Annotated in this window: 9 protein-coding genes; 4 read left to right on the top strand and 5 right to left on the bottom strand. The window is 57.5% G+C overall.

Annotated features, from left to right (window positions below; genetic code table 11):
• Positions 1 to 166: 166 nt before the first annotated feature.
• Positions 167 to 1,090, bottom strand: coding sequence for a LysR substrate-binding domain-containing protein (locus tag GIW69_RS08590; RefSeq protein ID WP_236481734.1), 924 nt, complete (start codon positions 1,088 to 1,090; stop codon positions 167 to 169).
• A gap of 158 nt (positions 1,091 to 1,248) precedes the next feature.
• On the opposite strand from GIW69_RS08590, the gene GIW69_RS08585 reads away from it, so the two are divergent.
• Complete coding sequence (locus tag GIW69_RS08585) at positions 1,249 to 2,646, top strand: NorM family multidrug efflux MATE transporter (RefSeq protein ID WP_236481732.1); 1,398 nt, start codon at positions 1,249 to 1,251, stop codon at positions 2,644 to 2,646.
• A 94-nt stretch (positions 2,647 to 2,740) separates the two neighbouring features.
• Here GIW69_RS08585 and GIW69_RS08580 read toward each other — a convergent pair whose 3' ends face one another.
• Entirely contained in the window at positions 2,741 to 4,414 is a 1,674-nt protein-coding gene (locus GIW69_RS08580) for a bifunctional diguanylate cyclase/phosphodiesterase (protein WP_236481731.1), read from the bottom strand.
• Positions 4,415 to 4,686: 272 nt separating this feature from the next.
• On the opposite strand from GIW69_RS08580, the gene rep reads away from it, so the two are divergent.
• Complete coding sequence (rep, locus tag GIW69_RS08575; RefSeq protein ID WP_236481729.1) at positions 4,687 to 6,696, top strand: DNA helicase Rep; 2,010 nt, start codon at positions 4,687 to 4,689, stop codon at positions 6,694 to 6,696.
• A 57-nt stretch (positions 6,697 to 6,753) separates the two neighbouring features.
• Positions 6,754 to 7,326, top strand: coding sequence for a xanthine phosphoribosyltransferase (locus GIW69_RS08570; RefSeq protein ID WP_236481727.1), 573 nt, complete (start codon positions 6,754 to 6,756; stop codon positions 7,324 to 7,326).
• A gap of 146 nt (positions 7,327 to 7,472) precedes the next feature.
• On the opposite strand, the gene srmL is transcribed toward GIW69_RS08570, so the two are convergent.
• On the bottom strand, positions 7,473 to 8,618 hold the full coding sequence (gene srmL / locus GIW69_RS08565) for a PheS-related mystery ligase SrmL (RefSeq protein WP_236481726.1): 1,146 nt from the start codon (positions 8,616 to 8,618) through the stop codon (positions 7,473 to 7,475).
• Positions 8,619 to 9,072: 454 nt separating this feature from the next.
• Here srmL and GIW69_RS08560 point away from each other — a divergent pair, with 454 nt between their 5' ends.
• Entirely contained in the window at positions 9,073 to 10,011 is a 939-nt protein-coding gene (locus tag GIW69_RS08560; RefSeq protein ID WP_236481725.1) for a CgnE/CgnB domain-containing protein, read from the top strand.
• 287 nt (positions 10,012 to 10,298) lie between these two features.
• On the opposite strand, the gene GIW69_RS08555 is transcribed toward GIW69_RS08560, so the two are convergent.
• Positions 10,299 to 12,221, bottom strand: a complete 1,923-nt coding sequence (locus GIW69_RS08555) for an acetyl-CoA hydrolase/transferase C-terminal domain-containing protein (protein ID WP_236481723.1) — start codon at positions 12,219 to 12,221, stop codon at positions 10,299 to 10,301.
• Positions 12,222 to 12,355: 134 nt separating this feature from the next.
• Positions 12,356 to 12,769: a c-type cytochrome gene (locus tag GIW69_RS08550; RefSeq protein WP_236481926.1), complete on the bottom strand. Its 414-nt coding sequence runs from the start codon at positions 12,767 to 12,769 to the stop codon at positions 12,356 to 12,358.
• Between the last annotated feature and the right edge of the window lie 109 nt (positions 12,770 to 12,878).

Below are 12,878 nucleotides of genomic sequence, written 5' to 3'. Positions count from 1 at the left end.
GGATCTTCCTTGATCGCAGTATTTGCTCGGCATTTTTTAATAATTGGGATGAAGCGTGGAAAACCGGCACGACGGTTCCACTTGGACGTATTCGGCGGTAAACCGGAATACTTGAGTACAAAACAGGGGTATGGCGCAAGGCCGCTATTGTGGCGGCTCCAACGTTTCAGCTCAAACGCGTGACCGGCGGAAGCGCCATGGCGCGGACTTCGCCTTGCAGGAAGTCACTGAGGCGGCGCAAACGTTCACCTCCCGGGCGAGTTTTTGGCCACACCAAGTAGTAATTTTCTCCGCTGGCGACCGCCGTGGGCCACGGCAGGCTCAGCCGTCCCTGCGCGACATCTTCGGCCACCATCAATAAATCCCCCATCGAAACGCCATAACCCCGGGCGGCGGCGATCATGCCCAATTCGAGGGTATCGAAGACTTGTCCGCCCTTGAGTGACACCTGATCGGCCAGGCCCATGCGCTGCAGCCAATTGCGCCAGTCGCGTCGATCAGGCGTTGGATGCAGCAATTCGGCACTGGCCAGTCGCGCCACATCCCAAGGCTGCTCATCGTTGAGCAGGTTCGGCGCACCAACCGGGATCAGCTCCTCGGGAAACAGATAGCTCGCCTCCCAGTCCGGCGGAAAATGGCCATTGCTCAGCAGTACCGCGCAATCGAACGGCTCATCGTTGAAATCCACCGAATCGATGTCCATCCACGCACTGGTCAGTTGCACCTCATTGCCCGGTTGTAAATGGCGGAAACGGCTGAGCCGCGCCAATAGCCAGCGCATGGTCAGGGTCGACGGGGCTTTCATGCGCAGGATGTCGTCTTCGGCGCGCAAGGTATTGCACGCGCGCTCAAGGGCAGTGAAACCGTCGCGAATACCCGGCAGCAACATGCGTGCAGATTCGGTCAGTTGCAGGTTGCGTCCACTGCGAAGAAACAGGCGGCAGGCAAAATGCTCTTCAAGCGTACGAATATGTCGGCTCACCGCACTTTGGGTAATCGACAGTTCCTCAGCCGCCCGGGTGAACGAACTGTGGCGCGCTGCCGCTTCAAATGCGCGCAAGGCATACAAGGGAGGAAGACGACGCGACATACAGAAAGCTCCTACGGCGGGACAGCGCCAACTTAGCAGATACTCGGCTGGATGAGTTTTAATCATGCCACCCATCCTTTTTATCCCTTTGTGCAAACCCTCAAGTGCGCAGAGAATCGATGGTTCCTCGCTCCCCTGATCAAATGGATGTGAACACCATGCAACGTCCTGTGCGTACTGAACTCTGGGCTCTGCTGCGGCTGGCGGGGCCGCTGATTGCCTCACAGTTGGCGCACATGCTGATGGTGCTGACCGACACCCTGATGATGGCGCGTCTGAGCCCTGAGGCACTGGCCGGTGGCGGTCTTGGCGCGGCGAGTTATTCTTTTGTGTCAATTTTCTGCATCGGCGTGATCGCGGCAGTCGGCACGTTGGTGGCGATTCGTCAGGGTGCCGGCGACATTATCGGTGCCGCACGACTGACTCAGGCCGGGTTGTGGCTGGCGTGGCTGATGGCGCTCGGCGCGGGGCTGCTGCTGTGGAACCTCAAACCGGTGTTGCTGCTGTTCGGCCAGACCGAAACCAACGTCAATGCCGCCGGGCAGTTTCTGCTGGCCCTGCCCTTCGCCCTCCCCGGCTATCTGAGCTTCATGGCCCTGCGCGGTTTCACCAGCGCCATCGGCCGGGCGACACCGGTGATGGTGATCAGCCTCGCCGGCACTGTGGCCAACTTCCTGCTCAACTATGCGCTGATCACAGGAATGTTCGGACTGCCAAAAATGGGCCTGACGGGCATCGGCATGGTCACGGCAATTGTCGCCAACTGCATGGCGCTGGCATTGGCCTGGCACATCCGCCGACATCCGGCCTACGACGCTTATCCGTTGCGCGCCGGCCTGTCGCGACCGAACCGGCAATACCTCAAAGAGCTCTGGCGCCTGGGCCTGCCGATCGGTGGCACCTATGCGGTGGAAGTCGGATTGTTCGCCTTCGCGGCGCTGTGCATGGGCACCATGGGCAGCACGCAATTGGCAGCGCATCAGATCGCGCTGCAAATCGTCTCGGTGGCATTCATGGTGCCGGCGGGGCTTTCATACGCGATCACCATGCGCATCGGCCAGCATTACGGCGCCGGGCAACTGGCCGATGCGCGGATGTCCGGACGGGTCGGGATTACGTTCGGTGCCGTGGCGATGCTGTGCTTTGCGATGGTGTTCTGGTTCTTGCCGAACGAATTGATCGGCTTGTTTCTTGATCACAACGATCCGGCATTTGCCGAAGTAATCCGTCTGGCAGTGAGTCTGCTGGCGGTGGCGGCATGGTTCGAACTGTTCGACGGTGTGCAAACCATCGCAATGGGCTGCATCCGTGGGCTTAAGGATGCCAAAACCACGTTCCTGGTCGGACTTGGCTGCTATTGGCTGATTGGCGCACCGGCAGCCTGGTGGATGGCGTTCCATCTCAACTGGGGGCCGACGGGCGTCTGGTGGGGGCTGGCGCTGGGGCTGGCGTGCGCGGCGGTGAGTTTGACGCTGGCGTTCGAATGGAAGATGAAGCGAATGATTGGACGCGAGCCGGCATCATCCAATCAGTTCACCGTTGCAGAAGCTGACTGAACCCCCTGCTCGCGAATGCGTGTTTTCCGTCGACATCTTCGTTGACTGATACACCGCTCTCGCGAGCAAGCTCGCTCCTACAGGTGCTCCGTGTTCAGCTGACGATTCCCAGCATTGGCTGATCGCCCGAACTAAAACTCAAATACTCAACCAATTCCCCCAACGGCAGCGGCTTGCTGATCAGATACCCCTGCACCTGATCGCAACCAAAACCGCGCAGCAAATCCAGCTGCTCCGTGGTTTCCACCCCTTCGGCGACGACTTCCAGATGCAGGTTGTGCGCGAGGTTGATCATCGCGTGCACCAGTTTGCGGTTTTCCTCACGCTCTTCCATGCCACCCACAAAGCTCTTGTCGACTTTCAACAAGGTGATCGGCAGGCTGTTGAGGTGCACGAACGACGAGAACCCGGTGCCAAAATCGTCCAGCGAAAACCGCACGCCGAGGCGGCCGAGGGCATCCATGGTTTGCTTGACCAGATCGCTGCGGCGCATCACGGCGGTTTCGGTGAGTTCAAATTCCAGCCATTGCGCCTCGACACCGCGCTCGGCAATCAAACGGCTCAATGTCGAGAGTAACTGGCTGTCCTGAAACTGGCGGAACGACAGATTGATCGCCATGTGCAGCGCCGGCAGTCCGCGCTCGCGCAAATCCTGCATGTCGCGAAGGGCCCGGGAAATCACCCAATATCCCAGCGGCACGATCAGCCCGCTTTGCTCGGCCAGCGGCACAAACTCGCTCGGCGGCAGCAAACCACGTTCGCTGTGACGCCAGCGCACCAAGGCTTCGAGGCCGACGATCCGGCCATCGATCAGGTTCAGGCGCGGCTGGTAATGCAGCTCCAGCTCGTCGCGACGCAAGGCCCGGCGCAGCTCGCTTTCGAGATCGGCCATGCTCCGCGCGTTGCGGTTGATGCGTTCGTTGAAGATGTGAAAGGTGCAGCCCTGGGTGCTTTTCGCCTGTTGCATGGCGATGTGCGCGTGCCACATCAGCGGATCGGCACCGGCCTGGGCGCGAGCATGGGCAATACCGAGGCTGGAGCCGATCAACAGGCTTTCGCCGTCGACCCAGTACGGTTCGGCCAACGCTTCAGTGATGCGTTCGGCCATCCACTCGGCGCGTTGCGGCGCGCGGCGGGTGTCGATCAGCAAGGCAAATTCGTCGCTGCCCAGCCGCGCCAGTTGATCGCCGGCTTCCAGCTGACTTTTCAGCCGCGCAACGACTTGCAGGATGAGGCGATCGCCCGCTTGATGGCCGAGGGCATCGTTGGCGTGACGGAAGTTATCGAGATCCAGATGCCCCAAAGCCAGGCCGCGACCGTCGTTTTCCGACAGTCGTGCCGCCAGCAGAGTCTGAAAACCCTGGCGGTTGGCGATGCCGGTCAGCGGATCCTGTTCGGCCAGGCGTTGCAGGGTATTTTCCAGTACACCGCGTTCGCGTACATGGCGCAGGCAGCGGCGCAGCATGCCGACATCGAGGTGATCGCGCACCAGCCAGTCGCTGACGCCGTCGGGCGCAAAATCCGGTTCATGTTCAAGCAGCAAAACCATGGGCAAGCTGCAACGGCCGGGCAACGGTTGCAGTGCCGGTTGGGTCAATAACACCGCGTTGCGATTGTCGGCGAACAGACTGCTGACCGACTCCCAGTCCGGCGCGCTGATCAGCACCGCCGCACTCCCCATCGGAGCCAGACACTCGCGCAACAACGCTGTCCACGCTGGCTCTTCGGCCAGTAGCAGCAAACGCAAGGGTTCGACAGGCGTAGACAAGCTGACTCCCTAGACTCTGCAATGATGTGGGCGGCGGCATTATGCCGATGTGCAGACCAATGAACCATTAACACGACCAGTGACTGGGCAGTCAGCACCCGATGTGTGTCATGAATGAGAACATTAGACGCAAAATCACCGCGTATCCTGCGTGAAAGTATCAAAACCGGCAAATTTGAATCGCGTGCTGCGTCACAAGTCGGAGAGACCAGCATAAATTGCTCAGCCTGTTAAAATGCCGGCCCATTTCGTCATCGACTCCCTGATTCCGTATGTCCCGACTCAATCCCCGGCAGCAAGAAGCCGTGAGCTATGTCGGCGGCCCTCTTTTGGTGCTCGCCGGCGCTGGCTCCGGCAAGACCAGCGTGATCACGCGCAAAATCGCGCACCTGATCCAGAACTGCGGCATCCGTGCCCAGTACATCGTCGCCATGACCTTCACCAACAAGGCCGCGCGCGAGATGAAGGAACGGGTCGGCACCCTGCTGCGTGCCGGCGAAGGTCGCGGCCTGACGGTCTGCACCTTCCACAACCTGGGCCTGAACATCATCCGCAAGGAACACGCGCGGCTGGGCTACAAACCCGGTTTCTCGATCTTCGACGAGACCGACGTCAAAGCCCTGATGACCGACATCATGCAGAAGGAATACGCGGGCGACGACGGCGTCGACGAGATCAAGAACATGATCGGCGCCTGGAAAAACGACCTGGTGTTGCCGCCCGAAGCCCTGGAAAACGCGCGCAACCCCAAGGAACAGACCGCCGCCATCGTCTACACCCACTATCAGCGCACGCTCAAGGCGTTCAATGCGGTGGATTTCGACGACCTGATCCTGCAACCGGTGAAGCTGTTCGAGGCCAACGCCGACATTCTCGAAAAGTGGCAGAACAAGGTTCGCTACCTGCTCGTCGACGAATATCAGGACACCAACGCGAGCCAATACCTGCTGGTGAAAATGCTTATCGGCAAGCGCAACCAGTTCACCGTGGTGGGCGATGACGACCAGTCGATCTACGCCTGGCGCGGCGCGCGCCCGGAAAACCTGATGCTGCTCAAGGACGACTATCCGTCCTTGAAAGTGGTCATGCTCGAACAAAACTACCGCTCCACCAGCCGCATTCTGCGTTGCGCCAACGTGCTGATTTCGAACAACCCGCACGAATTCGAAAAACAGCTGTGGAGTGAAATGGGCCACGGCGACGAAATCCGCGTGATCCGCTGCCGCAACGAAGACGCCGAAGCCGAGCGCGTGGCCATGGAAATCCTCAGCCTGCACTTGCGCACCGACCGGCCGTACAGCGATTTTGCGATCCTGTATCGCGGCAACTACCAGGCCAAGCTGATCGAGCTGAAGTTGCAGCATCACCAGGTGCCGTATCGCCTGTCCGGCGGCAACAGCTTCTTCGGCCGGCAGGAAGTGAAAGACCTGATGGCCTACTTCCGCCTGATCGTGAACCCGGACGACGACAACGCCTTCCTGCGCGTGATTAACGTGCCGCGCCGCGAGATCGGCTCGACCACGCTGGAGAAACTCGGCAACTACGCCACCGAGCGCAAGATTTCGATGTACGCCGCCACTGACGAAATCGGCCTGGGCGAGCACCTCGACAGCCGCTTCACCGATCGCCTGTCGCGCTTCAAGCGCTTCATGGACAAGGTACGCGAGCAGTGCGCCGGCGAAGACCCGATCTCGGCGCTGCGCAGCATGGTCATGGACATCGACTACGAAAACTGGCTGCGCACCAACAGTTCCAGCGACAAGGCTGCGGACTACCGGATGGGCAACGTCTGGTTTCTGATCGAGGCGCTGAAAAACACCCTGGAAAAAGACGAAGACGGCGAAATGACCGTCGAGGACGCCATCGGCAAACTCGTGCTGCGCGACATGCTCGAACGCCAGCAGGAAGAGGAAGACGGCGCTGAAGGCGTGCAGATGATGACCCTGCATGCCTCTAAGGGGCTGGAATTTCCTTACGTGTTCATCATGGGCATGGAAGAGGAAATCCTCCCGCACCGCTCCAGTATCGAAGCCGACACCATCGAAGAAGAACGCCGTCTGGCCTACGTGGGCATCACCCGCGCGCGCCAGACCCTGGCGTTCACCTTCGCGGCCAAGCGCAAGCAGTACGGCGAGATCATCGATTGCGCGCCGAGCCGCTTCCTCGATGAACTGCCACCGGACGATCTGGCCTGGGAAGGCAACGACGACACACCGACCGAAGTCAAAGCCGTGCGGGGCAATAGCGCATTGGCTGATATACGCGCGATGTTAAAGCGCTAGAATTGACCCCTTTTTTTACAAGCCCAGGGCGCACAAGCGCCGACCGAGGACAGCTTCATGGAAGCACTGCACAAGAAAATCCGCGACGAAGGCATCGTGCTTTCCGACCAGGTACTGAAAGTCGACGCCTTTCTGAACCACCAGATCGACCCGGCCCTGATGAAGCTGATCGGCGACGAATTCGCCGCGCTGTTCAAGGATTCGGGCATTACCAAAATCGTCACCATCGAAGCCTCGGGCATCGCCCCGGCGATCATGACCGGTCTGAACCTCGGCGTCCCGGTGATCTTCGCGCGCAAGCAGCAGTCCCTGACCCTGACTGAAAACCTGCTGTCGGCGACCGTCTACTCGTTCACCAAAAAAACCGAAAGCACCGTGGCCATCTCCCCGCGTCACCTGACCAGCAGCGACCGCGTGCTGATCATCGACGACTTTTTGGCCAACGGTAAGGCGTCCCAGGCGTTGATCTCGATCATCAAACAGGCCGGCGCCACCGTCGCGGGCCTGGGCATCGTGATCGAGAAGTCATTCCAGGGCGGCCGCGCCGAACTCGACTCCCAGGGCTACCGCGTTGAATCACTGGCGCGCGTGAAATCGCTGGCCGGCGGCGTCGTCACCTTCATCGAATAACCCGGCCACACCGCACTACCCCCTGTAGGAGTGAGCCCGCTCGCGAAAGCGTCGCATCAGTCGACATATGCTTGACTGACCCAACGCTTTCGCAAGCAAGCTCGGCTCCTACAATGAGCGGCCCGCCTGCACGAGCCGGGTATGGCTCAAGCCTTCAAATCCATTCTGTACCCCGCCCCAGGCACTCCTTCGTGCATCGCAGCTTGAATATCCGCATACAAGGCATTCGCCTCGCCGGTAGTAATTGAGCGTGAACAATCACGCAGCACCACATGCAATAGCACGTTCTCCTGACCCGGCAGCATTCCGAGTCGCTCAATGGCTTGCGCAGGTAAATCCGAATGTTGCCAACGCCCCTTGATTCGCATTTCCTCAATCCATCCAGAACAATCCCCTGCCGCCTGCAACATCCTCTCGGTCAACACCTCTTCACTCAATCCCGGCGTAACTGCTAGCGAGATATCGCGAGCAATCGACGGTAAACGAGATACATCAGTCCAAGGATCCAGATCATGCATCTGCGCCTGCACGCGCACATTTTGGTCACGCAACAAACGAATATCAGGAATGCCTTTGCGCAACATCGTCAGGCGATCCAGCCCCATCCCAAGAGCAAGCCCGCCATGGCGCAGCGGATCGATCTGCAAACGCTGCAATAGCGACTTCGCGATGCGCCCGCACTCAAGAACCTCGACCGGCACGCCATCATTCAACACATTTACTTCAATCCCGCCCTCGGTGTAGTGATGTGGACTATCGCTATAAACCCAGGATTTTTCAGGAACGGCCGACTGCAAAATATCGCCAACAAGACGCAGCAAATGCTCATGGGATGCCAGCTCTGGATCGCCCAATACCCAAATGTCCATTTGGTGCGGCTCGGCGCAATGCCAACGGTCTCGGCTATCACGCCTGAAGGTAATGCCCGGTGCTGCCAGCAAAATGGTCTGTCCCGGCTGACGAACCTCAGCGGCCCGCTGAAGGGCCGCAGGTATCTGGCTCGTGGTCTGTGTTCGCAAAAGCGAATGCTCATCGACCCAACGTGTGTGCTCACTGCCAAGGGTAATTTCTGCTGGGTCGTAACCCAGCAAACCGTAGTTTTCTTCTGCAGACACGATCCTTGGCCCAACCTGCAACTGGGCTCGGGGCCAGCCTCTTTCTGCGAGTCCTTGAAGAACTTCATTGAGCAGTAGTCGGACTGCGTGGTCGGGTTGGTTTTTTTCGGTTAAGTCAGTCAGGCGTAAGGCTTGGTGGACAGATTCGTCTGTCAGGCATTTCTTTGATGTGTGCACTGTGTGCCCCTGTATTCATGGTTGGCATGAGCCCCGGAAAACAAAGCCCATAAATAAAACCTAACCAGACAAGACCTCTTACCACAATTGAAAAAGCTTGAATTTACAACTTTCAGAATAAGCTTACAGACGCGATCCACTTAAATAACCAAACCATTCGCCCCCCAATAAAAACATAAGAATTGATTCTTAAAAAGCGAAAATAATAATTCAAAACGATTGCCAACTTATGCATTAATCAGCTCACCCCCATGCAACATGGGGGATCAACAAAATCAAAAAAAAGGAAAATCAAATGCAGACTAAAAAAACCGCAAAAGAAAATCTCAATCGAATCACTTCTGGCCCGGACAATTTTGGATGGGCACCGTTGGCTTGGGCGCATACCGAAGATTAACTGAAAGCACCGCGCGGCAACCGCCCTTGCCGCGCACTTCAGAACAAGGAGGGTTTTATGTCATCGCCAAATATAGCGTCGACGCTCTTCAATAATGAAGAATTTTCCATTATCGCCGACTCGAATGAATTCCTCAGAGAATGCGAGCTCTTGGGATTCACAACGGCCAATATTGCTCAATTAGAGGCATTTCCAAAAAACAGCATCGTTTTTTCTTTCAGCAACGAAGCTGCAAAAATGACATTTGAGATCGCCAAGAAAACAGCGCGCAAAAAAATCATCTTCTGCGCAACTCAAGTATTTGAGCCTTCCTTGGTCGCCGCGCTTTACAGTCTAAAGCTTCTGCTGAACAGCGACTTTCAGCAATCCCTCTGCTCGCAACGAGCTGTATTGAATATGCTTAACTCCTACCAGACATTTTCGTTGTCTGGTAACGAATCTAATGCAACCGTATCTATTCTTCCCCATGCAAAGGCTTATGCATTGCTTGGCGAAGATGTGACCGGAAATTTTGTGCAGTCTGTCGCAGAATTCTTTGAAGTTCATTACGCACATATGAACCCATTCGAGCCCTGCCCTTTTATATTTTCAGGCACCTTGAATATTTCTGGAATACTGACTGTACTTAGAAAGTCTAACCCCGAGTTACCTTCCGGTCTAAAAATATCTTTGAAACGGCTAAGCGATCAAATATCAAACGAAAAAGCCTCCCTCACGATAAAAGAAAACAACATAACTTCATTAAAAATAAATAACGAAGAACATGTAAAACTCCTGGATCTCGCTGCTGGCAAACGCGGGCTGAAACTTACGGAATTTGCCATCGGCGTTAACGAATCCATCTCGAACAAAATTGATTACACAATCAATTCCCAAATGAATGAAGGAATCAGTGGTATTCATTTAGCTATTGGTGATGGTTCGTCGGGCTACCACATAGACTTTCTTAGCCCGTCCGTGAGCATCCATCCAACTCACTCACTTGCATGCGCCTGACGTGTAGGGAATGAGCTTGCTCGCGATGGCATATGTTCAGTCTGCATCTTCGTTGACTGACACACAGCTATCGCGAGCAGGCTCACTCCTACAGTTGGTTTTGTGGTGGTCGTTTATTGGGGGGTGGACTTGAGGACGGCGTCGTTTATGGAATAACCAGCCACGCCGCCCATGCAGGAGCTGTCGAGTGAAACGAGGCTGCGATCTTTTGATCTGCTTTTCAAGAACAAGATCAAGATCAAAAGATCGCAGCGTGCCGCAGTTCATACAGGTTTTACGGCGGGTTGTTATTGGGTGGTGGCTTTTAGGCTGGTGAGCAGGAGGCGCTGGAAGAGTTCTTCTTTCAGGCCTTCGGGGTCTGTCAGTTGCATGCGTTCGAGGTGTTCGGGATACATCGAAGCCTCGGGTGCATCCAGCGCGGCTTTGCCCAAGTCGAGAATTTCGGTGAGTTTGAATTTGCTCTTGAGCCAGTTCAGACCCCGCAACAGATCCCGTTCCACTTCGGTGAAATCGCAACCCAACGGATACTCCGGAAACAGGTTCGGATGTCGCGCGGCAATCGCTTGCAAGCGCTGCGGTGTGTTGTCGGCGAAGCGCGGGTCGATACGAAAATCTTTCGGCAGCTTGCCGACTTTCTGCGCCTGTTCGATCAGTGCTGACTGAAAACGCGAGTCACTGATATTCAGCAGTGCCTCGATCACCGCTGCATCCGGCTTGCCGCGCAGGTCGGCGATGCCGTATTCGGTGACGACGATGTCGCGCAGGTGCCGGGGGATGGTGCAGTGGCCGTATTCCCAGACAATGTTCGAACTCACCTCGCCGCCCGACTCACGCCAGCTGCGCAGGATCAACATCGACCGCGCACCGTCCAGCGCATGGCCCTGGGCAACGAAGTTGTACTGACCGCCGACGCCGCTCAGCACACGACCGTCCTCCAACTGATCCGCCACACCAGCGCCAAGCAACGTCATGGTGAACACGGTGTTAATGAAGCGCGCATCAAGGCGTTGCAAGCGCTTGAGCTCTTCCTGACCGTACAGCTCGTTGATGTAGCTGATGCGCGTCATGTTGAATTCAAGACGCTTGCTCTGCGGCAACTCCCGCAGGCGCTCGTAGAAACTGCGCGGCCCGAGGAAGAAGCCGCCGTGCACCGAGATGCCGTCGGGCTGCGCCGCTTCGTCGAGAGTGCCGGCATTGGCGCGCTCCTGGGTCGGCACGTCCGGATAGACCTTGCGTCGGATGATCCCGGCCTCGGCCAGCACCAGCAGGCCGTTGACGAACATTTCACTGCATCCGTACAGGCCTTTGGCGAACGGTGCCGTGCCACCTTCGCGTTCGATCATTTGCGCCCACTGGCTGAGATTTATGTCCGCCAGCAGTGCTCGGTAACCTTCGCTATCAGCCTGACGAGCAAGCAGCGCTGCGGTCAGCGCATCACCCATCGAACCGATGCCGATCTGCAACGTGCCACCGTCGCGCACCAGCGTACTGGCGTGCAGGCCGATGAAATGATCTTGAAAGCCGACCGGCATGTTCGGCGTGGAAAACAGCGTCGTGGCGTCCTTGGCGTCTATCAGCAGGTCGACGGTGTCGATGTCGATTTCCGCGTCACCGGGCATGTACGGCAGGTCATCATGAACTTGCCCGACCAGCAGAATGGTTTCCCCGGCCGCTCGGCGCTTGGCAATCATTGGCAACAGGTCGAGGGTGATGTCGGGGTTGCAGCTCAGGCTCAGGCGATCCGGATGTTCGCTGCTGCTGGCGAGCAATTGCGCCACCAGGTTCAGACCCGCCGCGTTGATGTCGCGGGCGGCGTGGCTGTAATTGCTGCTGACATAATCCTGTTGCGCCGGGGCGCTGTTGAGCAGAGTACCGGGCTGCATGAAAAACTGCTCGATACGGATGTTCGGCGGCAGGCTGTCCCGTTGCAGATCCGCAAGAAAATCCAGTTCGGGATAATCGCCGAAAACGCGCTCGACAAAGGGCTCGATGAAGCGCTTCTGCAAACCATCGCCCAACGAGGGACGGCCTAGACATAGCGCGGTGTAGACCGTCAGTTGCCGTTCGGGCAAGTCTTTCATCCGCCGGTACAGCGCGTTGACGAATTGATTGGGTTTGCCCAGGCCCAGCGGCAACCCCATGCGGATATGCGCCGGCAAGCGCGCCAACACGTCATCCACTGCCTGTTCGATCGAACACAACTGCACCATCTGAAGCCTCCCGCCCGTTCCGTGAATAGAGGTAGACCGAGAGTGCCGGGGTTTTGCTGCAATGACCAGTCGCCGGCCCGAAGTGCAGGCAAGAAAAAACCGTCCGAAGACGGTTTTTTCATCAGACGAGCGCCTTATTTCAGGCCGGACATCTCCTGGATCGCAGCCTTCAACTCCTCATCCGTGCAGTCAGCACAGGTGCCTTTCGGCGGCATCGAGTTAACACCCGTAATGGCCTTGGCCAGGATGCCGTCGAGACCGCCCTGGTGATCGGCGCGTTCTTTCCAGGCGGCGGCATCACCGATTTTCGGCGCGCCCAGCAGGCCAGTGCCATGGCAGGCGTTGCAATGTTTGGCAATCACGTCTTTAGGTGTTTTCGCCGCGCCGCCGCCAGCGGTCGCAACAACCTCCATGCCTTTGCATTCCTTGCCCTGGACGCAGACCTGGCCGACGGGCTCAAGGCGTTTGGCAATGTCGTCGTTCGTCGCAGCTTGAGCGCTGACAGCCCAGAGGGCCAATACGGTTGCTGGTGCGGCCAGCATTTTCATAATTAGATTCACGCGTTCACCCTCAATGGTGGCTATTCACGCCTGCGGCCACGGTTCGCAGGCGGCGCAAGTATAGCGGGTAGCCCGCGACACTGAAACAACCCCAAAG

The sequence above is a fragment of the Pseudomonas syringae genome (assembly GCF_021605415.1).
GTDB lineage: Bacteria > Pseudomonadota > Gammaproteobacteria > Pseudomonadales > Pseudomonadaceae > Aquipseudomonas > Aquipseudomonas syringae_S.
The sequence above is the reverse complement of the archived record's forward strand: the minus strand, read 5'-3'. Positions and strand labels throughout refer to the sequence as shown.